The sequence below is a fragment of the Aurantibacillus circumpalustris genome (genome assembly GCF_029625215.1).
GTDB classification, from domain to species: domain Bacteria; phylum Bacteroidota; class Bacteroidia; order B-17B0; family Aurantibacillaceae; genus Aurantibacillus; species Aurantibacillus circumpalustris.
The window spans coordinates 1,883,919-1,908,322 of sequence record NZ_CP121197.1 but is presented as its reverse complement, the minus strand read 5'-3'; the positions used below and the strand labels follow the sequence as shown (position 1 = coordinate 1,908,322).

Here is a 24,404-nt window from a genome sequence, read left to right as displayed (position 1 = left end):
AACTATCTAAATTAATTTTATCTCATTAGCAAAACATGACCATTAAATTTTTTCGATGCGCCGAGTTTTGTTGATAGTTCTACCTTCCAAATGTAAATATCCTCTTGGCAAGGATTTCCCTTAAACATTCCATCCCAGCCTTCTGAAATACTATTCGTTTTAAAAACCAATTGCCCCCATTGATTGAATATTGAAAAATCAATTTGTTTTACGCCTCGCGTGACAGGCAGAAACAATTCATTTTTAAGATCATCGTTCGGTGTGAAAGAATTTGGCATGTAAAACAAAAAATCTTCTTCCACGTGAATGGCTTGTATCGAAGTATCTGCACAGCCCCATTTATTCTTTGTTATAAGGGCCACAGAATAAATTCCAGCATCTTGAAATTTAAAAGCAGTGCGTTCTCCTTTAGCTTTATTTAAACCAGATTTATAGACAAACCAATTCCATTCATTCTGTTGTTCTCCAAGCGAATTACTGATGAATTGAACTTCTTCAAGATTTTCGACTGGCTTTTCTGGTAGATAATTAAAATCTGCTTTCGGCTTGGGATAAACATTCAAAGTAAATGCAAGTGAATTGGCACATTGATGAACACTGTCTGTCAATGTTACAAAAAGTTTATGTGGCCCTTCCATTGGAAAACAGGCATTAATTTTTTCTGTTTGAGGAAATGATTTTGTTTCTAAAGTCCAGTTCGTATAAATTTTGTTACCCACTTTAATACTAGGGACAAAAGTAAATTCTTTACAGTCTGAAGAACAGATGGGATCTTTAAATATAAGTTGACCTGCATGTAACGGAAAAATATTTACAGAAATTATTTCAGGCGCGCTATTACACCCATAAATATCCAGTCCTACAACCGAAAACTGAGTTGAACCAAGAATATCGACTGAAACTAAATTATTATTAATAGATTTTATTTTATTTAATGGTGTCCAGGAATAGCTTACAGCACCATCTGCCACTAGCGTTACGGAAGTCCCGTTGCAGACCAAAGACTTTGATGACGTAGCAGTAATTTTAGTAACAGGTAAGACACTGAAATTAGTTATTACCGAAGTGGTACATACTCCATTGGTTCCATAAAGAGTGGCTGCGCCAGTTGAGCCAATAGTCGAATAGGGAATTGTTTGAGAAAGGATTACAGGTTGCGATGGAATGAGTTGTATCGAAAAACCTGAATTCACAAGGAGTGTATAATTGAGTGCACCGCTGTAACTCAAAATCGCTATATTTTTTCCATTAGTTGAATACACACAAAGTGTTGGAGAGCTTATTCCAAAATTTAGTAAAGGCACAGGTAATATGCTGGATGCCACAGATCCAACACAGCCGTTATTTATTTCTGTGACCTTAAGACTATAAGTTCCTGGGCCTTGAATACCAATTGCAGTAGAAGTATTCGCTCCTAAAATATTTGGGCCTGTCCAAGTGTAAGAATACTGTGGTGAACTGAGTGAAGAAAAAAGATTCATATTGGGCTCAAAACATAAATTGGCACCAGGTAAAATCGCAGGTGTTACAAGCGTTGTATTTGTTGTCACCGTAGTAACCAAACTTAGAATAGTATCAGCACAAAAACCATCCTTTACATAACACGAATAAGTTCCTGGAGCATTTACATTTACGGTAGGGCCATTACCAACTGGAGCCATGAGACCAGGCCCACTCCAATTATAATTGAGTGGTGTTACCGTAGTGTTTACCGCAAGACTTGCAGTTGGAGGATTGCACCCTATTGTATTACTGGCAATAGTGGCAGCGACATTCATATTTAAAGAAAATGGGCAAGAGGTGATTGCTACTGCTGTACCATTTATGCTTAACCCTGCTAAGGAGCTTGTTGTTATGCTGTTTCCAATAATTGTTCCTTTCCCTTTATAAATTACATTTCCTGGCTGAGCTGGTCCAATACCTATCACATAAATTGTGTTACCTATGATTGCAAAGCGTGTAGCTAATGAGGTAACAAATGGAAGCCCATTAACAGTATACGTGGTTAACAATGTACCATTTGGATCATACTTATAGAGCGTACTTGAACTAAGAAGATAAAAATTGCAATTGCAATCAGAAACAATAGATCCCGCAATATTTGTTGTAAGTGTTAAAACTGTACTTACTGGACTTGGAGGGGTATACTTATGCACTTTATAGGATCCGGGATTCGAAGAGCTTAACCCGTAAATTGAATTTCCACAACCAACCAGTCCATAAATGTTATCATTACTGATAGTCACGTTGGTGTTTATCCAACTTACACCACTCCAGTAGAATAATCCCCCGTATTGTGTTGTATAAAAAGTCGGGGACAAGGTGCCGTTATTTAAATTCGGTGAAAGCGCAAGTCCCGCTATACCTCCAAAAAGTCCGACATCTGTAACTGGCTGATTGGTAAAAGTTACGGGGGTCCATGGTCCGGCAAATGGATCCCAGCTTACAATTATCGACTGTGTTGCGTAGGCTTTAAATGTATAAATGAGACTATCAGGACATTTAAATTGGGAGTAGGAATGCAAATGGCATAAGAGAATAATTCCTGTTAATATTCTTACTACTATTTGCTTGATCATGCGTTTTAAAAAAGCTTATTAGATGTACATCTAATACAAAAACTGTGCAATTTTTAAAAAATGGCATTCTATTCACGAAAGATTCTATAAATATTACAAATCGAAGAGCGAAAACAGTGAATCTAGTTCTCTTTTAAACCTCTTCCCGTTTTAACGATGCGGTTATCGCGTTTTAATTCAGCAATTATTTTATCCAACACCCCATTCACAAAGGTTTTGCTATTTGGTGTGCTGTATTCTTTACTGATATCAATGTATTCGTTTAAAGATGCTTTGATTGGAACGTTAGGCAAATACAATATTTCTGAAAGTGCCATCTCCATTAAAAGCATATCCATGTTCGCAATACGCTCTACTTCCCAGTTTTGGGTATGTCTGCCAATTAATTCTTCAAATTGTTGGTGATAAACAATCGTCTTGTTAAATAGCACACTCATAAATTCAAGATCGTCTTTTTCGTCTTTTAAAAGTGGTTGCATTTTAAACTCACCCGTAAAGTCTTCAAAATTTCTAATCACAGAATTAAATGCTACAAAGGTATCATCCGCCCAATGAATATTTTTTTCTTCAAATAAAGAAATCAAAACTTCATTCTCGCTTAAATATTCAGTAATGATAGCAACGATAAATTCGCGGTCTTCTTTTATTCCAGGACTATCCAATTCCAGATAGGCTTTATACTCTTCGCCGTTTCTAATTAGGTTAAAAATACGTCTCACAACGTCGTTATCGTTTTGCCAGGAAATTTTACGTTTTTCAATTTGATTTTTAAGATCTTGGTTGTTAACCATGCTCATTAAAAGCGTATTGTTTACGAATTTTAAATTCGGGTCAAGATCTTGTGCGTTTGGACGGTGCTTATTTTTACTTTCATCGATCACCATTAAAGCCATGTGATGAATGTCCATTACCAAAGCTAAAATAGAAAGGTATAACTCTTGTATTTTATCAAGACTCTTAAATAATTCCTTCTCAAAAAGTGCTGTATTTGCTTTTTCGTGTTGAAAAAATGAATACAGAGCCTGCATCACTTTTATTCTTAAAAATCTTCTGTTTAGCATTTTATTTTTTTAGACACGACTTACTATAACACAATTCGTGTGAGTATTATTCCGATTCTTTCGGAATTTTCTTAATTACAATACGGCGTTAATTCTAGCAATTGCCGCAATACGCTCTTCGCCCAAACGGTTAGCTGCCATGTAAGTTGGAATACCTTCTTTTTTAGCTAACTGAAATAAATTAAAAGTGGTGTCGTATATTTTTTCAGCGTGAGTCATAGCACGCTCTCTATTATAACCTTCCAATTCGTAATACACATTAATAATTCCTCCTGCGTTTACTACATAATCTGGAGCGTATAAAATACCTTGTTTTCCAACAACCTCTCCGTGGTGTTTTTCATCAGCTAATTGATTATTAGCAGCACCGCAAATAATTTTACATTTTAATTTTCCTAAAGTTTCGTCGTTTACAGTTGCACCCAAAGCACATGGAGCGTAGATATCAATATCCAAATCGAACATTTTATCTTCAGTAACCACTTCCGCTTTGTATTTAGCTGCTGCTAATTTTAAACGTTCTTCACTGATATCGTGAATGTAAACTTTAGCGCCTTCTTTAGTTAAATGATCAACAAGAACTTCACCAACATGACCAATTCCTTGAACTAAAACTTTTTTTCCGCTTAAGCTATCATTTCCCCACACTTCTTTTGCGCTCGCTTTCATACTTACATAAACACCATAAGCAGTAACGGGACTAGGATTTCCGCTTCCACCCATGTTTTCAGGTAAACCACTTACATAATCCGTTTCCATTTTAATAATTTCCATATCGCGGCTTGTCATAGCAACGTCCTCAGCAGTAATGTATTTCCCACCAAGACTATCCACGAATTTTCCAAAACGACGTAATAACGCTTCGTTCTTTATCTTCTTTGGATCTCCTATTATTACAGCTTTTCCGCCACCTAAGTTTAAGCCAGCAACAGAGGACTTATATGTCATACCACGTGATAAACGCAGTACATCTGTTAATGCTTCCATTTCATTGTTGTAGTTCCACATACGTGTGCCGCCTAAGGAAGGTCCGAGTACAGTGTTATGGATCGCAATGATGGCTTTTAAACCAGTTGCATTATCGTTGCAAAATAAAATTTGCTCGTGGTTACTCAAGCTCATTTGGCCGATAACCGGATTTTTAATTAAATCTGAATTATTTAAGGTTTTTACCTCCATGATCGTTTTGTTCTAAGAATGGCAAATTTAGGGTAATTGACACAATAAACAAAAGAAATTACACATACAATATAGCCACTAATTGCACGAATTTTCACTAAATAAAGATGCTCACTTTCGTTGATTTATAGCATAATGGCATTTTCAAGTAATTTACATCGCTTTAGTTAAGTTTGCATGTTTCAAATCTTCGTGTTAATTCGTGTAATTCGTGGCAAATCTAGCCAGATTCCTTGTACCATTTTTTTACCTAAAAACCCATACCTTTAGGCTGTGAAACATCTCAAAGTATTAAATTCCTACTTTCTCAAGTATAAATGGCACTTTTTAAGCGGACTTCTCTTCGTATCTCTTTCGACAATATTTGGAACCTACCAAGGTGTTATCGTAAGAAACGGTACCAATAAAATCATCAGTATTATTAATAAAGAAACGAATGTTGATTCTACGATTTTTATTCAGTATGGTTTAACAATAATAGGATTGGCGCTTATTAGCGGTCTGTTTATGTTCTTAATGCGGCAAACAATTATTGTAATGAGTCGACATATTGAATACGATCAAAAAAATCAAATTTATAACCACTACCAATATCTGGATGCAGGCTTTTACAAAAAAAACACTACCGGAGATTTGATGAACCGTATTAGTGAAGATGTTAGCAAGGTGCGAATGTACACAGGTCCGGCTATCATGTACATAGCCAATACCATTGTGACAACCGTTACTATCTTAATTTTTATGTTGCGTGTAAATACCACTTTAACACTTCTGGTATTTTTACCACTTCCAATCTTATCCTTCATTATCTATAAAGTGTCGGATATGATTAGCAAACAAAGCACAAAGGTTCAGCAAGAATTGAGTAGACTCACAACGCAAGCCCAAGAATCGTTTAGCGCCATTCGCATTATTAAAGCCTATGCCCGCGAAAAGTTTTTTCAGGAGCAAATGGGTGAAAAGAATGAAAGTTATAAAAAAGAAGCACTAAAATTAGCTTCCATAGAATCCTTGTTTGCACCGGTAATGGCTTTAATGATAGGCCTCAGCGTTTTAATTACCGTTTGGTACGGTGGAAAATTAACTATTGAAAATAAAATAGAGCCAGGAAATATTACTGAATTTATTTTATACGTTTTTCGTTTAACCTGGCCTTTCGCCTCTTTAGGATGGGTGACTTCTCTTGTTCAAAGGGCCGCGGCATCACAAGAACGCATTAATGAATTTTTGGAACAGGAACCAACTATTAAAAATGGCAATCTGGAAATCTATAAAATTAATGGGGATCTTGAATTTAAAAATGTAAGTTTTACGTATCCTGAAAATAATATTACAGCTTTAAAAAATATTTCCTTTAAACTAAAACAAGGTAAATCGCTAGGAATAACTGGACAAGTGGGCAGTGGCAAATCCAGTATCATTAATTTAATTACCCGACAGTATGATCCAAATGCTGGCGAAATTCTTATTGATAACAAAAACATCAAACAACATAATTTACATCTTCTGCGAAAAAACTGTGGTATTGTGCCTCAAGAAGTATTTCTATTTAGTGACAGCGTAGCAAATAACATTTCATTTGGAAGTCCTGATTTAGATGTTGATAGAAAACTAGTTGAGGAAGCCGCGAAACAAGCCGGTGTTTATGAAAATATTTTAGGCTTTGCAGATAAGTTTGAAACGGTTGTCGGTGAGCGGGGAGTGACATTAAGCGGCGGACAAAAACAAAGGATTTCGATTGCAAGAGCGATCATTAACAAACCACAACTTCTTATTTTTGATGATTGTTTAAGTGCTGTAGATAGCGAAACAGAAGAGTTTATTCTTGCAAATTTAAAAAAGGAAATGAAGGGTAAAACCAGTGTGATTGTGAGTCATCGCATTTCGAGCATCAAAAATGCAGACCTTATTCTTTATTTAAAAGACGGTGAAATAGTAGAAATGGGCACCCACGAAGAACTTTTGGATCTTGGGAAAAATTACGCTCATTTGAATCAGTTACAGAGACATTAATCGAGAGTTAGAAGTTATAGGTTAGAAGTTATAGGTTAGAAGTTGCAATTAGAATAACCCTTAACGTATAACCATTAACTTATTACGCTTAACGTATAACCGTGAACTTTTAACCAGAACACAGAGAATCAAGTTATACTAATTTATCCTTATCACCTTTTCTACTTCTCAAAAGATGTCCCAAATCACTCAACAGGATACCAGCAGTTAAACCTATACCAAAAATTGAAATAAAAATTAAAGGTCTCACCTCTTCATATCCGTCTATTCTTAAAAAACTTCCAATTGATAATACTAGAAATAGTGCAACTATTCCCCTTCTTCTTTTTTTATCCATTTTGCTTGGTTTTAATTTGAAACTAAGGTAACAAAAGCTTCGAAGAGTTACTTTTTATTTTTGAAGCGTTCCCAATACCACTTTCTTTTATAAGGGTAATTTCTGTGTTTGGGAATATTATTAACCACTATAGCGACTACAAATAAAATAAGTACGCCTGATAAAACTGGAGAGAGAATATAAAAAAAACCCAAAGCTTTTATTTTTTCAGTGCCAATGTTGGCAATAAGCGCCGTTGCTCCACCAGGAGGGTGCAATGTTTTGGTAATTTGCATGCCAACAATTGCAAGTGATACAGATATGGCAGAAGCGATCCAAAGTTGATTGGGCAATAGCTTATGTACACAAACTCCTACTATGGCAGAAACTAAATGCCCACCAATAAGGTTACGGGGTTGAGCAAGCGGACTGTTTGTTGCTCCAAAAATTAACACTGCACTTGCTCCAAATGAACCAATCAAAAAAACATTATCTACCTCACCAAATTGTGTGCCTTGAATTAACCCAATAGTAGCAATACCGATAAAAGCCCCCAGAAATGTCCAAAAATGATCAATAGGTTCTACAATAGTTTGTCTGTAAACCACGTATTTCGCAATGCGGTAATTACGTTTTATTTTTTCTTTAACCATAAAAAGTGTGCGAAGATACTAAGATTGTATTTGTTTTGTGATTGGTTAACGAAACTTTGACGATTAAACTGTAGTGGAAATGAAAAATTCATCCCGTTTGAACTATAACGATTATAAGGCCAAAAAACAAAGAATGTTTTTTTTCAAAAACTTCTCCTGTCTAAATGCCGTTTAATTTTTATATTAGTACGGTGAAGCTGCTTAAAGAACATAGTCTGTTTATTTGTGTTCTTTTGGCATGTACCCTACTCCGCTTTTTACCTTTATTTGATTACCAATATACTTATGACGAACTCAGTGGCTTGGAAAGAACCCAGTTTAACTCGTTTTCTGAGGTCATTGAAAAAGGCGTGAAAATAGACGCTCATCCTGCTCTCATTCAATTATTGATTTATTACCTCGTTAAAATTTTCGGGTACAGTACCTGGATTATTAAACTTCCTTTTTTACTTTTTAGTTTAGGTGCGATTACTTACGCTTATGCATTTGGATTAAGGAATTTTTCAAAACAAGCTGGATTATTTTCCGCACTCTTGCTAGGCTTTTCACTCATTTTTGTTTTTTATGCGCCAATAGCCCGCATGTATATTTCGGGTGTATTCTTTAGTATAGCGCTCTTATACTATTTTTTCGGAATTTTCTTTTTAAAGAATTTGAGTTGGAGAAATTATTTTTTTCTCGGACTCTTTGCTTTATTATCTGCATTGAACCAACACATTAATTCTTTGTTTGCTTTTACAGTTTGCGCGTCAGGTTTTTTCTTTCTCGATAAAAAAAATTACAAAGCCTATTTAATAATGTGTGGTATAGTCGTTCTTGCCTATTTACCGCATTTATCGGTGACTCTCTACCAATTAAGTATACCGGGCATTGGCGTTGAAAATGGAGGCTGGTTGGAAGCTCCTGAATTCAGTGTACTTTTCTTCTTTATTAAAATTCTTTTTGGCACTGGAAAAACTTACCTTCTAATTATAGTGTTACTAGTTTTATCTTTTATGCTTAATAAATCTGTATCTGTCAGCAAAAAACAAGCATTCCTTTTATTTCTTTTTCTTTTTAATTTTCTGGTAGTTTATTTCTATTCCATTTGGCGTTCTCCCATATTTCAATATTCTGTGATGTTATTTTCAGGAAGCGCTTTGGTACTTTTTATTTGTTCTTTTCTAAATTTTAAAAGCAAGATCATCTTAAACTCTGCTCTCGTTATAGTTGCATCTGTCTTGTTATATAAAACATATCTAAAGAAAGATTATTTCAACCAAGCCGTTAAAACTGTTTACGAATATCAATTTGAAAGAACAATTCATTATAAAAATCTGTACGGCAATAAAAATGTATTTCCTGTGTTCTTTGACGCAGACGAAATAATGAAGAAAATTTATTTCGAAAAATACAAAACTAATTTCGACTGCGTTACTTCTGCCGACTCCATAATTTCGAATATGGAACGTGCTCATTTTGACAGAGTGAATGGTGAAGAAATTATTGAAAAAGTTTCTTCTCAGCGCTTGTTTTCGGAATTCATTTCTAATCTAAAAACTGACTATATTGTCTTATCATCAGCTATGCCACAGCATCAAGCAGTCGTTTTAGAGCACTTCCCCTATTTAATAGAAAACACACAGACACAAGCAATCAACTACAAAGTTTATTCCAGAAAAAAAGAAGATCAAACAATTGTAGTTGCTGATGATCACCTAAGTTACTTTTCGTCTTTAAACGAAAGAGGAAATTTTATTTATTCAAAAGCGAATACTCGAGAATCAAATAAATTTTTTGTTTTAAAAGTAGATTCATTCAACGAATTTCCATTCGACGCAAAAGCAGTATTGCATGAAGTGACCGAAAGAGAAGGTCAGGTTGTTTTGGCAAAAGCCGTGGTGAAAATTAAAAATAATTACAGTCCGCTCGAAGTATGTATTTCTGTCAACGACCAAAAAACAAATGAACAATATGCATACAACGGGAAAGCTGCGTCAGATTATCTGATGAATAAAGATTCTACGACCACTATTTATTCCGAACACTTTAATGGTTTTAATTACGATCGCATAAAATACAAGAGTAATATAACTTGTTATTTATGGAATCGTGGAAAAGAAAATTTTGAATTAATTGATTTTGAAATCAAGGTGATTGATTATTGGCCCCGTAAATGGGACTGGTGGGATTAATTACAAACTTTTTTTCTTCTTTTCTATGCGAGGCTCTAATTCCACCATAGTTCCTTCCGTTTCACCAAGATTACGTCCCCATTTAGAAATAGCTTCCAGAATCGGAATAAGACTTTTTCCAAAGTCAGTCATAGAGTATTCCACCCGTAAAGGAATTTCATCAAATGCTTCACGTTTTATTAAACCGTCGTCTTCCAAACTTTTTAATTGTATGCTCAGCATTTTTTCAGTGATATCGGGGACTTGTTTTTTAAGTTCTCCAAAACGAAGTGTTTTATTTCTTAAGTACCATAACACAACTGTTTTCCATTTGCCACCAATAAAGTTCATTGTTACATCCATGGCACAGTGGTAATTGTCTCCATTAATTTTGTAGATGTATTCTTTACCGTTTATAATCATGATAGAAAGTTAAAGTTTAAACTGTTAAATAAAGCCATATTACTGCAGCGGTTCCACTTCCGTTTCTTTTTTTAACCACCTAAGTAATATAAGCCCATATAAGAGATTTTTAGTTGAGACACGAAGAACATCTATTCAAAACTGCCAACTGCCTAAATACCTTCTCTCAGTGTTGCTTCGTGTACTCAGTGTCTTAGTGGTTTCGCATATACTGCAACTGCCGACTCAAAACTGCCTACTGAAATGTTCCCAGCGCCCTCCGTGCCTCAATGGTTAAATTTAAAGGGATTTCTCCATCAAATAATGCTGAATGATTCCCCACAATAAAAAAGTTTTCTCTTTAATGACGTAATTATTTGCTTCATAAAATTTAACCGCATTTTCACGTGCCTGTAATTCTATTTTAGATAAGTTTAAATCTTTTGCCTTTCGTTCTAAAAACACAAGAAGTAATTTACCCAGTCCTTTTCCCTGATAGGAATTGTCAACAGACATATACCGGACTTGACCGACCTTATTTTCGTTTTCTTGTAATCGTGCACAAGCAATTACATTCCCATTAGTATCTTCAATGTATGCGTTTATGCTTTTACCTTCTAAATTGTCGGTGGCAGTATCAGCCGGCTGATTCCAGGGTTGACGCAGTATTTTATATCTTAAAGCAAGAATAGCTTCTAGTTCTTTTGCACTGCTACCAACTTTAACACTATACATTACTCAATAAATTTAAAAGCAATACTATTAACGGTTGTTACTTCTTTTTTGTCAAAAGTAAATTTTCGCGTCATCGCTTTCGCTTCTGGCAATTCAAAGACTTCCTTAATATTTCTAATTTTTCCGATCGGAATTTCCTTTTCCAGACAAAGATCAAAAAGATTCTTGAAATTAAACTGTTTGATGTAGTCGTAAAGTAAGGCGTAGAGCTGCGTGCGATTATTCACACGTAATTGATTATTCGCAAACTTCGGATCACTTGCCAGAGAAGCATATTGAATTAATTCGCAAAGGTGTTTAAACTGACTATTACTTCCAATTGCAAAGGTCACCAGTTGATTGTCTTTTGTTTCAAAAAGCTCTCCGTATGGCGCAATGTTCGGATGAATACTTCCTAATGATTTTGGAAGACTTTTTCCTACTAACCAGTTCGTGGCTTGATTTGAAAGAGAAGCAATGGCGCTATCAAAGAGTGAAACTGAAATATGTGAGCCTTTTTTTGTTTTATACAGTTTTAAAAGTGCAATCAAAATTGCTTCTTTCAATTGATGTCCCGCCACCATGTCAATTAAAGCGATCGGCATTTTTAATGGCTGACTATTTACTTCACCGTTAATCGACATAAAACCACTTTCGGCTTGTAAAATCAAATCATAGGCTGAGCGATGGGAGTTGTAGCCGAAACCATTGATAGATGCATAAATTAATTTAGGGTTGAGTTGAGATAAAGTCGCATAATCTACTTTAAGTTTTTCTTCTCCGCCACCTTTATAATTGGTAATAACAATGTCAGCGTCTTTAACCAGATCGTAAAGCTTTTGTAGTTGCGAAGGTGCTGTAATGTCAAGCATCAAAAAATCCTTACCAGTATTTACACTCCAAAAATAGGCAGAGGTTTTATCTTTTGAATCTTCTGTTTTTAATTTCCAGCTGCGCGTAACATCTCCATTCGTTTTAGGATTTTCGATTTTAATAACCTTTGCACCTAATTCCGCGAAAAATAAACCCACACTTGGTCCTGCTAAAACGCCCGCCAATTCAATTACTTTAAGATCCCTAAAAATATCTTCCACGAAAATTATTATTAATTAGCGTAACTCTGCTCCTAATTTTTCTTTGTAGCCAGAAATTAATCTATCCATCACTGCATCAATTTGTTTATCAGTCAGAGTAGCTTCATTGTTTGATAAAGTAAAACTCACTGCGTAAGATTTTTTATTTCCAAGTTTCTCACTTTCAAAAATATCAAAGAGATTCACCTCTTTTAAAAGTTTGCGTTCTGTTGAGAAAGCCAATTCTTCGATTTGTTTGTAGTTAACTGATTTATCAATCAACAAAGCTAAATCTCTGCGTACAGTGGGGAATTTGCTTATTTCTTGAAACTTTATATCTTGTTTAGAAAATTCTTTTACGAGCATTTCCCAATTAATACAGGTATAAAAAACAGGTTGAGAAATACCAAATTTTTTTAAGAGTGCTTTTGAAACCTGACCAAGTTCAATGAATGGTTTGTTATTTAGCTGATAAGTTAAACCAAGATCAAAATTAGCATAAGTACTTTCAACGCTCTTATAACTTGATACCCCACACTTGTTTAACAAATTAACAACGGTAGATTTTAAAAATGAAAAATCTGCTTTTTGTTTTAACCCATAAGGATTCTCTTGAAATAAATCACCCGTTACAAAAAGCGTTAAGTGTTTTTGCTCTTTGTATTTCGCTTCTTCTTTTTTTGGTTGCTGATAGGTTTTTCCTAATTCGAAAAACTTTAAATCAGAACTCTTTCTATTAATGTTGTAGGCAATCGCTTCAAGACCACTGTAAATCATATCGGCACGCAAAACGTTTAAATCTGCACTTAAAGGATTTACAACTTTAACTGTGTTATTTTCTTCCGTATAATATGATTCCTTGGTTAAGGATAAACTCATGATCTCGTTAAATCCGAAACCTTCTAACAAACTGCCTGAACGGTTATCCAAATCAACATCATAATTCTTGGCTTCGTTATGAGCTGTGTAAGAAATATTTTTACTCACTTCCACATTGTTATATCCATAAATGCGCATCACCTCTTCAATAACATCTGCTTCACGTGTTACATCTGTTTTGTATCGTGGCACAAGTAGTAACAAACCATCAGAGCCTTCGTTGTCTATTCCAATTCCAAGATTTAGAATAATGTTTTTAATGATCGTTCTATCAATTTCTTTTCCAATTAATTCAGTACAATTCGAATAAGAGAAACCAACTTTATAAGGCCATAATTTCTCAGGATAAAGATCTTTGACTTCCATACTAAGAGTTCCACCTGCTATTTCGAAAATTAAATTAGCCGCACGTACAAGAGCCTTAATCGTAATATCAGGATCTGTTCCTCGTTCAAAACGAAAAGATGCATCTGTTTTCAAACTATGGTGTTTAGCGGTGCGACGAACATAACCAGGATTAAAATAAGCACTTTCTAAAAAGATAGCCTTGGTTTTTTCTGTCACTCCACTTTTTTCTCCACCAAAAACCCCAGCAATGCACATCGGTTCAGATTCATTACAAATCATCAAATCATTTGATTTCAATGTGCGTTCTATGCCATCAAGCGTTTTAAATTTCTCACCTTCTTTCGCTGTTTTTACAATTACCTTTTTTCCTTTTATTTTATCAAGGTCAAAAGCATGTAAAGGTTGTCCCAATTCATGCAAAACAAAATTGGTAATGTCTACGATATTATTAATCGGACGCAAACCTATAGATTGCAAACGGGTTTTTAACCAGTCAGGACTTTCCGTTACATTTACACCTGTAATCACCAGTCCGCTATACCTTTCGCAGGCTTCAGGGTTTTCAACTATTATTTCAACTCCATTTAATCCACTTGCCTCATCTAATTCGTGTAATCCTTTTATGTCAACTTCGTACTGATGTGAATTATTGTGGGAATTTAAAATAGCTGCTAAATCTCTCGCAACACCCAAATGTGATGCCGCATCGCTGCGGTTAGGTGTTAATCCGATTTCAAAAACAGTATCCGTTTCCATTTTAAAATATTCTGATGCGGGTGTTCCAATAATTGTGTTTTCTGGCAATATCATAATGCCAGCATGACTTTTACCAAGACCAATTTCATCTTCGGCACAAATCATTCCTTCACTCGTTACTCCTCGTATTTTTGATTTTTTTATTTCGAAAGGTTCGCCTTCACTTGGATAAAGTTTTGTGCCAATGGTAGCAACAATTACTTTTTGATTCGCTGCTACGTTAGGTGCTCCGCAAACAATAGAAAGTAGTTCGCCTGAACCAACATCCACTTTTGTAACACTGAGCCTATCCGCATCAGGATGTTTGCCGCATTCAACTACATGTCCTACTACCAATCCTTTTAATCCGCCTTTGATACTTTCTATATACTCAAGTCCTTCTACTTCAAGACCTGCGGAGGTAAGTTTCTCTGCTGTTTCTTCAGCAGTTATGTCACTATTTATGATGGTTTTAAGCCAGTTATTTGAAATTTTCATACTAAAATTGAGGCATAAAGATAGCTAAATTTCAGGACTTTTATTTTGGAAATATTCCGCAGAATAAGCAGGGCTATTGCTTACTTGACAGTGTTCAACCGGATTATGTCAATACAAAAGCGATTTATATCTTCTCAAGATTTTCTTTAGTCATATCACCATGTGTATCACCCGTATTGAGAGTCGACATGGGTTCAAATAGCATAACCGATACTTCGTTTTCAGCAACAGGTTTATGTTCAACACCTTTTGGAACAATAATAAACTCATTTGGTTTTAGCTCCACAACTTTATCTCTGAATTCAATTTTCAGTATCCCGTCCAACACATAAAACAATTCGTCTTCTTCATCGTGTTTGTGCCAAACGAATTCGCCTTTTAATTTTGCAAGTTTTACATGTTGACCATTGAGTTCACCAACGATACGTGGATTCCAATGGTCACTAAAAAGAGATAATTTATCAGATACTGTAACTTTTTCCATGATCTCGTTTTTCTACATCCTTCTATGAGACTATTCAACAATAATTTTTTCTACAGATAAAATATTTTTCTTACTGTACACTTTCGCAAAGTAGATTCCTTTTACCCAGTTTTGAGTATTTACCTGACTCAATTTTTCTTCTATAGTTTGTGAATGAATAATTTGTCCGCTAATGTTGATGATTTCAATTCTCCCTCCAATTTGCTCATTAAAAATATTTAAATTCCCTTTAACTGGATTCGGGTAAATATGAATTTCATCACTATTGAAATTTTGACGGATACCCGTTAAATTACAAGTCTTTACATGAATTGTAAAGCTGGTATCTTCGATGCATACTCCGTTTCCTTCTGCAAGAATTGTATAATTTGTAGTAGTTGAAGGATTTACAACTACGCTGTAACCAATTAGGCCTCCGGGATTAATTGTGTAATTATTAGCGCCTGTGGAAATAATCGATACAGGCATACCTTCACAAATAAGCGTGTCAGAAATCGTTAGAAAAATATCGAAATGCTGAGAGACGGACACAAATACCTGATTGACCTTTGTGCATCCCCCTACCTCTCCTATTACAAAATAACTAGTAGGAAACACGGGACTTACTACGGCTGGATTTGTTGTAATACTTCCGGGATTAATGGTGTAGTTAGAGGCTCCAATAGAAGTAATTGCAACGGTTTCTCCAGCACATATTGATGAATTAGAAACACTTGAGCTAAAAGTAAAATTCGGACTAACGGTTATTGTATTTACGATTGAATTTAAACAAGTTCCATTTGTTCCGTAAATTGTAAAAGTGCTATTTGCTAAAGGAGTTAAAATTTGCGTTGCGCCGCCGAAACCCCCTGGATTCCATGTATAAGAAGACGCACCCGTTGCAGTAAGTGTTAATGTTTTACCTGGACATAAAACATTTACAGAGTTAGTTAAAGCAATCGCTGGAGTAGCGCCTATATTCAAAGTGATTGTAGTAGGGCAACTTAACGATGAAGCACTTGTTGCCAAAAGACTAATCGTATATATACCTGCGGTAAAAGCCATAGATGGATTTTGAGTTGAGTACGTGTTTGTTGACGAACCTGTAACAGACCATGACCACTGTGTGGGTAATCCATTTGATGAATAATTTAATGTGGTATTTTGTCCTGCGCAAATATTAGTAGCTGTAACAATAGTGTTAGCTAAAGCAGATGGGTTGGTGGCTTTTATACTTACATAGTATTTTCCAAGACTACCGTAATCATTGTAATATGCAGATCTTCCTCCATCTACCGTAAAATAATAGGTGCCTGGTGTTAAGTTAAGTCCAACAAGTGAATGTAATTTTGAAAGCGGAGTGTCAACTGCAAGAACGTTACTAAGAGCGTCGTATAAAAACAGTCGCACATCTAAATTTGCTCCCAAATAATTAGTGGTATCAAGCGCCCAAGGTTTTACACCTATGGAAACATAACGGTTGCTGCAAATTGTAAAGCGGTACGCATCTTTATCTGTAGGCTCTGTTATAATTCCTGAGTCAACAAGATTTAAATTAGTAAGATTTAAAATTTTAGCCGTGTTAAAATTATCGCCTACATCATCTTGCAAAAAACTTAAAAAGTTTGGACTTGTTATTCCTATGCCGGAATTACCGTGATCGAACTGGATGGTATTGCAGCTTGTAGCACTTTGACCAGTGTGCCAAATTGTAACATTTTTAGAATAACCCACCCCCATAATTGGCGCCCATGAAGTAACACCATTTCCAAAACCGTTATTATACTCTGCCGTTTTCACACAGCTAGAATTATACTCGCTCTGGTGCCTTAACGTTAAGGTGTGACCTACTTCGTGTGCGGCAGCTTCAGCCATATTTTTCACGTTATAACTCAGTTGATTTTCAAACACCCAACATGGTGTACCTGGAGTTCCCCCCCAAGCAAAACTACCAACGTAAGCTACTCCACCTGCTGAACCATACCAAGCACTGGTTGGAGTAAATACAACCCTTATTCTTTTGTCAGGTGTCGCATTATTAAATCTTATAGAGTCTGTAGTAATATTTACATCAAATGGCCGGTAATCTTCACTAACTCTTTTCCAAATAAGAATAATGTTTGCAGCATTCATTGTAGAAGGTGCGGCATTGATGAGGTTCCCAGAGTTCCATCCAGTTCCAACAACTTTTTGACCATCAAAATCGAGGTAAATAACTTTATTGGTAATTGCGGGTGAACTATTCAATTGTGGAATTTGTGCTAAACAAATATTAGAAAGGATAGTAAGGCTAATTAAAGTTTTAATTCTTGATAACATGATTTTTTCGCAGGTAAAATAAGTGTTTATTCAGATACAATGTCGTCTTCGTTGCACTTGGTCATTGTTACAACGCCATTATCTATTGAGCCTTTATAAAAAACAGATTTATCGTCGGAGAGAATGAATATTTGTGTTGAGTAGCCACCATTTACCTGTATCATCAAAAAAGAATTTTTAAAATAATCTAATTTGATCTTCATAAACTTCATATCACCATTCAGACTGTTCATTAAAACAGTGGAATTAGTAAGGTATTTATTTTGTACACCAGTTATTGTTTCATTTGATTGTTTCGAAAACAAATTATTATAATCCGTTTTGCTAATTGTAAATGTTGCTGGGTTTTTATCGAAATTTTCTGCAATTGTTTTTGATTTTTGCGCGGCAAGTGTATATCCAACTATGAATAAAAAACAAGTAAAGCAGACTTTAACAAAATGGAGTTTCATGATTTAATTAGTGTTTTAATTTATTGTTGTTTCAATTCGAGCAAATCTACTGAAAAAAAAGGGTTTAGCAATTTATGAGGGGCTCGACGGTCACTTCTTTAAAACAACTTCATGGCGGTAATACCACATAAGGCTTTTACTAGCATTAAGCCGTCAATAATAATAAGATAGTAGAAAATAGAACGCCTGCTATGCATTGAATAAGCAACAGTGATAATAAGAACAAACGGAATGGTGTTAATTAGCATTTTTAAAATTGAGAAGTGTAACAAAAAGGCATAGATTAAAAATGAACCTAAACCAACAAAACAAAGCGGAATGATGAAATAAAAAATAGTGCGGCGCAAACCTAGTTTCACCACAAGGGTTTTTAATTGTGCGTTATAATCCATTGCGTAATCTTTAATATCAAAAAGAATACATAGAATAGTAATAAACATAAAGTTTTTTAGAAACAAGAAGGCTCCCACAAAAGTGGGATGAAAATGGGTTCCATCCTCAATACAAGAATAAAGTACTGGATAAATATTTACTAATCCGGCCCATGTAAAACCAATAATGAAAGGTTTCAACCAACCTACGTTCCTCAAGTTTCTCTTTCCAAGAACTTTATTATCCACGCCATAATACAAGCCGGAAGAAATTGGAAATATAAACAGTAAAAACCACTCTACGGAATTCATAACCAGAAAATTTTCAAAATTTCGAATCAAAAATAAACCAGCGCATAACAAAGTGATTAAAAAGAAAAACACTTGATTTATTTGCATAAACTTTTTATTACGAGCATACCACATAGAACGTATGTTAGCAATATCATCTGAAACTTCCGTTAAAATGTATGCGTTCGTATAAAAAACAATGGTGCTCGAAAACGCTAAAATATAGTACAAAAGATTATTAAGAGGATAGTGTTGTTGCAAAGATGCCTCAATAGAAAGTGCTACAGCACACACCGCATAAAAATAATTTCCGAAGAAAAACAGCTTTATGTATTTATTTGTCGATAGACGAGACATCTTAAAACTAAACATAGAGTAATTAGAAGCTATTTAAAGTTACCAAAAATAAAAGTGTAAAAAAAGTTTATTTAGTAACCGACAATTTTGGTAAATAATTTCACGTTGGATTTCCTATATCATTTAACTGAAACATTCTTTTAAATACGCGCTGTTAAAGGGTTAAAAAAGAGTGTTAGTACTTTTAACTTTCCGCTTTTTTAAGGTAAACATTTCAAGAATTATTGGTCAACTTTAATTGTCATTTATTTGAGAATTGTCTTTTTATAAGAATATTAAAAAGTTGATGTTTAAAATTAAATCCACATTGATCGTTCAGAGAACTTTATTGATTAACTTCGTAATAGGCTTTGCCGCAAAATCATGACCCATGAAAAATCTTAAATCAAATTTTTGTTTAGCACTGTTTTTTGTAACATCATTACTGCAATCTCAATCAGTGGTGCTATCAACTCCTTCTATCGCATGTATCAACCAAAACTTAAATGCTACTGTGAGTAGTACATTAACAAACGTTTCAGCGTATCAATGGATGACGCTGCCACAAGAGCCAGTTCAGATATTAAATCCTCAGGGTTCACAGGCTTTAATTACCTATACTTCTTGCGGCACTCACACGGTTTGGGTGCAAGCGTTTGATAATTCTAATGTTTTAATTCCAGGAGGTGGGACTACGCAAATCATAAATGTTTTGTGCGTAAATGGTCCAACTGTCACAGTCGCCACGGTGTTCAACTCTGTTTGTGCTGGTTTTACTACAACACTGACAGCTTTTGGTGCAAACACCTACACTTGGTTCCCGGGTAGTGTATCACAAAGTTCAATTTCCGTACCAGCTGGAACCTATACTGTAATTGGCACTAGCTCAATAGGCTGTCAAGACCAGAATACAATTTCAATTGGCACTCCCCCACCTCTTACCATCTTTGTTACGCAATCGAATTACACAACATGTATACAAAACAATAGTCCAAAATATTCAAAACCTGTGCATTTAACAGCATCCGGGGCTGGAACGTATGTTTGGTTTCCATATAACCCAGGCCAACCAATACCTCCAAGTTCTTCTGTAGATGTTAGACCCTCTACAACAACCTGTTATACTGTTGTGGGATCTACTGCTATCTGCTCAGCTACCGCCGTCGCATGTGTCTCCGTTATTCCTCAATTTACTTTGAATGTTGCGCCTGCGAACCCAACCGTTTGTTTAGCCGAATCTGTTTTTCTTTCAATCCAAAATATTGGGGTAAATGCTACAGGTCCGCCTTCATCTTTTACTTACATTTGGACAGAGGCATTAAATGCTCCACCAATAAGTTTAAGCGGTTATTTCACGCCAACCGTAAATGCATTTCCTCAGAATTCGACTACCTACACAGTGGAAGTTCAAGATGCCGCTAACTGCGTTTCACTTCCAGAATTGGTAACTGTTAATGTTTTTGGTGTTTGTACAAGTTTGGAAGATTTAAAAGAAGATTCATTTTTTAGACTTTATCCAAACCCTAACGAAGGTAAATTTACAATTCAAGCAAACACTGATTTAAAACTTAATCTGATGAACGAACTTGGTCAATTAATTAGAGTAATCAATTTTTCAACAGCGAATAACTATGAATTAAATATCAACAATCTTGCAGCAGGGATTTATTTTGTAAGCGGCCAAAAGGGTGGAATTACAATTTACCGGAAGATTGTGGTTGTGAAATAAGTTAATTCCTTTTGTTAAATAAAGTCCCTAATTTTCGTTAGCACCATTTGGTAAACTTAATTGGATTATCTTTATCAGAACATACACATCAATACATATACAAAAACTATGAAACAAAATTATTTTCAGGAACTAAGGGGGTTCTCTGCTATTGAATCATGCCTTATCACCAGCGGGGGTCAAAATGCATTAATCTATTCACAAACAACACAAACATCTGTCTAGACAGAGAGCGTTCAACCATTTTCAGCACCTCCTTATTTAGAATCCATTACAGTTACTAAGGCACTTCCAACAAATCACCAAGAGAATTTGGTGCTGCGGCAAGCAGTGTAATGACAGTTTTTTTCAAGGAATGTTTTAAATATTTACTTTGTCAGGGGGAGCGGAACTGCTATATTGTGCTAGGCGCCCGATAGCTATCGCATTCAAACGCAGACTTAGGTAGTAAAACAGTATAAATTGTAAGACAATAATTCATCCGATAGCTATCGGATCAAATTTTAAACACACAATAACATGAAAAGAAAAATACATAAGTTAGTATCAAGCACAAAACACGGATTGTTTGCGCTTACATTGACGCTATTTTCGGGTACGGCTTACTCGCAAACAACGTACACTTTAAATTACACTGGAAGTGTACAAAACTTTACCCTTCAGGCAGGTTCTTATTCTATAGAGTGCTGGGGAGCAGATGGTGGAGATGGCGGACTTACTGCTGCTACAATCGGAACCGGAGGTAAAGGTGGTTATAGCAATGGAATTTATACAGTAGCTTCAACCACAACCTTATACATATATGTTGGAGGAAAAGGTCAATCGACAAATACTACAGGTGCTGCATTGGTTACAGCAGCTGGTGGTTGGAATGGCGGCGGCGGTGGTTTTAGCGGCTCTTCCAATAGTTATTACAAAGGTGGTGGTGGTGGTGGCACAGATGTCAGAACTACTCAAAATACTGTTTATTCAAATAGGGTAATTGTTGCTGGCGGCGGCGGCGGCGGCGGCGGCGCTGCTAGTACACCTTATGTTGGGATTGGTGGTAATGGCGGTGGCACATCTGGCCAAGATGGTGTACTAGGAACTTCTCAAACTACCCACAACGGTAAAGGAGGAACGCAAAGCGCAGGCGGTGCAGGTGGCATATATGCCACCACCAGTATAGGAGTTGCCGGTAGTTTTGGTCTTGGTGGAAATGGAGGAAGTATATCAGGTAACGCCTATCCTGCCGGCGGCGGCGGTGGCGGCTGGTATGGTGGTGGTGGTGGCGCAACTCAAGGTGGCAGCGGTGGCGGCGGCTCCGGCTACATTGGTGGAGTAACAAGTGCTACAACTATCATGTATGGTCAACCCGGTTTTGTGACCAGACCCAATGTGACAGGAAACGGGATGGTAATTATTAAAGAATTATGCAATATTTCACTTTCAAGTTTAACCAGCAGTAGTATCAATGCAATTTGTAGCGGTAATTCGGCGACTCTAACAACCAACGCGGTAAGTAATTATTCGTGGAGCACTGGCGCAAGTACGTCTTCAATTGTTGTTTCTCCCCTGTCTAATACTGTTTATAGTTTAACTGCAACAAGTCCTTCTAATTGTACAAGCTCTGCAGTAATTACAATAACAGTAAACGGATCCATTCCTGTTTTATCAGTTGCCAACACAGCTAGTGCAAGCGGTGGTATTTGTCCTACGAAAACGGTAATACTTACTGCAAGTGGTGCATTGACTTATTCTTGGTCCGGTGGAGCAATTCCTGTAACAAACGGCGTGGTGTTTTCACCCACTTCAGCAGTGAGTTACACTGTGAGCGGTGTAAATGGTTGTGGAACAACAACGGCTGTGACTTCTGTTTCTGTTCATCCTTTTCCAACAGTTAACCCTGTTACCAGTACTTCTACATTATGTGCGGGTGGCAGTGTCACTTTAACTGCAACGGGTAATGCAACCAATTATGCATGGTCTGGCGGTACTGGCGGTATCACTAACGGTGTGGGGTTCACCCCCCCGTTAACGGCAACTTATACTGTTATTGGAACAAGTGCTTTAAGTTGTACAGCTTTTGCTACTATGCCGGTTACGGTTTATCCAACACCGATTAATGTACCTACCGCAAATCCCGGTTTAATTTGTATTGGGGGTTCTTCTACCCTTTCTGCAACGGGTGCTCTTTCTTACACTTGGTCAAGTACTACACAAACTGTAAATACAGCCAATTTTATTGTCACTCCAGTTTTGGGAACTACAACGTATACAATTACAAAAGCAAATTCTTCGTGTGTTAACACTCAAGTACTTTCACTGCAAACGAATCCTTTACCGACTGTTTTTGCAATTGTAACTCCTACTGTGGTTTGTGCACTAACACCTGCAACACTTGCAATTGGTGGTGCGCTAACTTATACGTGGACTGCTCCCGGACCTCCAACTTATACTTTTACAGGTTCTAGTCCTATTGTTAGTCCTGTTGTTCCTTCTATTTATTCAGTGTCTGCTTCTGATGGAACTTGTATTAGTACAACCACGGTGTTTTTAAATGCAAATCCAAATCCAACAATTACGGCTACAGCGAGCACACCTTCATTGTGTGAAGGTCAGACCGTTAATCTTAATGCAAGTGGTGGAATTAATTACACTTGGACAGCTACCGGTGGTGGTATTTTTAACGGAGCTAGTATTGCTGATACACCAACAACGGCTACTGCTTATAATGTAACAGGTGATAATTCTTTTGGTTGTACTTCTGGTGCTAGTCAGGTTGTTTTAGTATATCCAAAACCTAGCTTAACGGTAACATCAAATAAAGCCTTGATCTGTTCTGGCGGTGCTGCCACTTTAACGGCTCTTGGAGCTAGCACATACAGTTGGGATGCAAATGCCAACAATGTTTTAACTCAGGCAGCTGTTGTAAATCCAATTGCACTTACCTCGAGTGCTGTTATGTATACCGTTGAAGGAACAAACTCTAATACAGGTTGTAAAAACACCCAAACAGTATTGGTAAACGTTTTTGTTCCTACACTTACAATTAATGGTAGCACAAACACTTGTTCTGGCGGACTAATTAATCTAACCGCGGGTAACGGAGTTTTGGGTACATACAACTGGCATACAGGTAGCGGTACTCCAATTACCAATCAAATTCTGCAAATGCCGCTTACTGTAGCATCCGTATTCACTCTTACTGCCAATAGCAATTCTATTGGTTTAATTTGCCCTGCAACACAAACCATTGCTTTGGGTATTTATTACAATCCTACCATTACTGCCGTTCCTGCAAGAACACTTATTTGCACAAAAGAATCTGTTGGAATTACAGCGGCCGGAGCTACCAGTTACGCCTGGAACAATACCATGACAGGACCAACCATTACGGTATCTCCAACTGGCACTACTGCAAATTATACAGTAACAGGAACAGATGATAACGGTTGTAGCAGTACCGCAACTGTTCAAGTAAAAATATCAAACTGCTCTGGATTAAATGAATTAAGTAATTTGAACAGTGGAGTAAGCATTTATCCAAATCCGAATGATGGTAAGTTCACTATTCAAAGTAAGGTTGATTTAAAACTAAATTTAGTGAATGAACTCGGTCAACTCATTAGAGTGATAAATCTGTCTGCAATCAATAATCATGAAGTAAACATCAGTGATCTTGCAAAAGGAATTTATTTTGTTAGTGGACAAATAGATGGGCTTCAGATTTATCAGAAGATTGTGGTGACGAAATAAGGTTTATTGAAACTTTTATAAAGCCGTAACAAAAATTTGTTACGGCTTTTATTTTAAAAGTACTCGGTTATATATATTCAACCACATTTAGACAGTAGAAGT

Annotated in this window: 17 protein-coding genes; 4 read left to right on the top strand and 13 right to left on the bottom strand. The window is 36.1% G+C overall.

Going from position 1 to position 24,404, the window contains the following annotated elements:
- Positions 1 to 17: 17 nt before the first annotated feature.
- From P2086_RS08000 to P2086_RS07990, 3 genes are all read right to left on the bottom strand, one after another.
- Positions 18 to 2,579 carry a T9SS type B sorting domain-containing protein gene (locus tag P2086_RS08000; RefSeq protein ID WP_317899929.1) on the bottom strand — a complete coding sequence of 854 codons (2,562 nt, stop codon included), beginning with the start codon at positions 2,577 to 2,579 and terminating at the stop codon, positions 18 to 20.
- 122 nt (positions 2,580 to 2,701) lie between these two features.
- On the bottom strand, positions 2,702 to 3,640 hold the full coding sequence (locus P2086_RS07995) for a transcription antitermination protein NusB (RefSeq protein ID WP_317899928.1): 939 nt from the start codon (positions 3,638 to 3,640) through the stop codon (positions 2,702 to 2,704).
- Positions 3,641 to 3,715: 75 nt separating this feature from the next.
- The gene (locus P2086_RS07990) at positions 3,716 to 4,819 is read right to left on the bottom strand and encodes a Glu/Leu/Phe/Val dehydrogenase dimerization domain-containing protein (protein ID WP_317899927.1); all 1,104 of its coding nucleotides are present in this window, start codon (positions 4,817 to 4,819) and stop codon (positions 3,716 to 3,718) included.
- 273 nt (positions 4,820 to 5,092) lie between these two features.
- On the opposite strand from P2086_RS07990, the gene P2086_RS07985 reads away from it, so the two are divergent.
- Positions 5,093 to 6,832, top strand: a complete 1,740-nt coding sequence (locus P2086_RS07985; RefSeq protein WP_317899926.1) for an ABC transporter ATP-binding protein — start codon at positions 5,093 to 5,095, stop codon at positions 6,830 to 6,832.
- Positions 6,833 to 6,965: 133 nt separating this feature from the next.
- Here the strand turns inward: P2086_RS07985 and P2086_RS07980 are convergent, their stop codons facing one another.
- Both P2086_RS07980 and P2086_RS07975 read right to left on the bottom strand, forming a co-directional pair.
- Complete coding sequence (locus tag P2086_RS07980; RefSeq protein WP_317899925.1) at positions 6,966 to 7,169, bottom strand: hypothetical protein; 204 nt, start codon at positions 7,167 to 7,169, stop codon at positions 6,966 to 6,968.
- A gap of 47 nt (positions 7,170 to 7,216) precedes the next feature.
- Positions 7,217 to 7,801, bottom strand: coding sequence for an HPP family protein (locus P2086_RS07975; protein WP_317899924.1), 585 nt, complete (start codon positions 7,799 to 7,801; stop codon positions 7,217 to 7,219).
- Between the two features lie 164 nt (positions 7,802 to 7,965).
- Between P2086_RS07975 and P2086_RS07970 the strand changes: the two genes are divergently transcribed.
- On the top strand, positions 7,966 to 9,975 hold the full coding sequence (locus P2086_RS07970) for a glycosyltransferase family 39 protein (RefSeq protein WP_317899923.1): 2,010 nt from the start codon (positions 7,966 to 7,968) through the stop codon (positions 9,973 to 9,975).
- On the opposite strand, the gene P2086_RS07965 is transcribed toward P2086_RS07970, so the two are convergent.
- From P2086_RS07965 to P2086_RS07930, 8 genes are all read right to left on the bottom strand, one after another.
- Positions 9,976 to 10,377: a winged helix-turn-helix transcriptional regulator gene (locus tag P2086_RS07965; RefSeq protein ID WP_317899922.1), complete on the bottom strand. Its 402-nt coding sequence runs from the start codon at positions 10,375 to 10,377 to the stop codon at positions 9,976 to 9,978.
- A gap of 279 nt (positions 10,378 to 10,656) precedes the next feature.
- Positions 10,657 to 11,091 carry a GNAT family N-acetyltransferase gene (locus tag P2086_RS07960; RefSeq protein ID WP_317899921.1) on the bottom strand — a complete coding sequence of 145 codons (435 nt, stop codon included), beginning with the start codon at positions 11,089 to 11,091 and terminating at the stop codon, positions 10,657 to 10,659.
- Positions 11,091 to 12,164 (bottom strand): CaiB/BaiF CoA transferase family protein, encoded by a 1,074-nt coding sequence (locus tag P2086_RS07955; RefSeq protein ID WP_317899920.1) that lies wholly within the window; start codon positions 12,162 to 12,164, stop codon positions 11,091 to 11,093. Before P2086_RS07955 ends, P2086_RS07960 begins: the two co-directional genes overlap by 1 nt.
- Before the next feature lie 15 nt (positions 12,165 to 12,179).
- A complete protein-coding gene (gene pheT, locus P2086_RS07950; protein WP_317899919.1) occupies positions 12,180 to 14,603 on the bottom strand; it encodes a phenylalanine--tRNA ligase subunit beta in 2,424 nt (807 codons plus the stop codon).
- A gap of 124 nt (positions 14,604 to 14,727) precedes the next feature.
- Positions 14,728 to 15,087, bottom strand: coding sequence for a cupin domain-containing protein (locus P2086_RS07945; RefSeq protein WP_317899918.1), 360 nt, complete (start codon positions 15,085 to 15,087; stop codon positions 14,728 to 14,730).
- Positions 15,088 to 15,117: 30 nt separating this feature from the next.
- Positions 15,118 to 17,385 (bottom strand): T9SS type A sorting domain-containing protein, encoded by a 2,268-nt coding sequence (locus tag P2086_RS07940; RefSeq protein ID WP_317899917.1) that lies wholly within the window; start codon positions 17,383 to 17,385, stop codon positions 15,118 to 15,120.
- A gap of 26 nt (positions 17,386 to 17,411) precedes the next feature.
- The gene (locus P2086_RS07935; protein WP_317899916.1) at positions 17,412 to 17,837 is read right to left on the bottom strand and encodes a hypothetical protein; all 426 of its coding nucleotides are present in this window, start codon (positions 17,835 to 17,837) and stop codon (positions 17,412 to 17,414) included.
- Between the two features lie 98 nt (positions 17,838 to 17,935).
- Entirely contained in the window at positions 17,936 to 18,856 is a 921-nt protein-coding gene (locus tag P2086_RS07930) for a UbiA prenyltransferase family protein (RefSeq protein WP_317899915.1), read from the bottom strand.
- A 370-nt stretch (positions 18,857 to 19,226) separates the two neighbouring features.
- On the opposite strand from P2086_RS07930, the gene P2086_RS07925 reads away from it, so the two are divergent.
- Positions 19,227 to 20,564: a T9SS type A sorting domain-containing protein gene (locus P2086_RS07925; protein ID WP_317899914.1), complete on the top strand. Its 1,338-nt coding sequence runs from the start codon at positions 19,227 to 19,229 to the stop codon at positions 20,562 to 20,564.
- A 519-nt stretch (positions 20,565 to 21,083) separates the two neighbouring features.
- Positions 21,084 to 24,302 (top strand): T9SS type A sorting domain-containing protein, encoded by a 3,219-nt coding sequence (locus P2086_RS07920; RefSeq protein WP_317899913.1) that lies wholly within the window; start codon positions 21,084 to 21,086, stop codon positions 24,300 to 24,302.
- Positions 24,303 to 24,404: the final 102 nt, after the last annotated feature.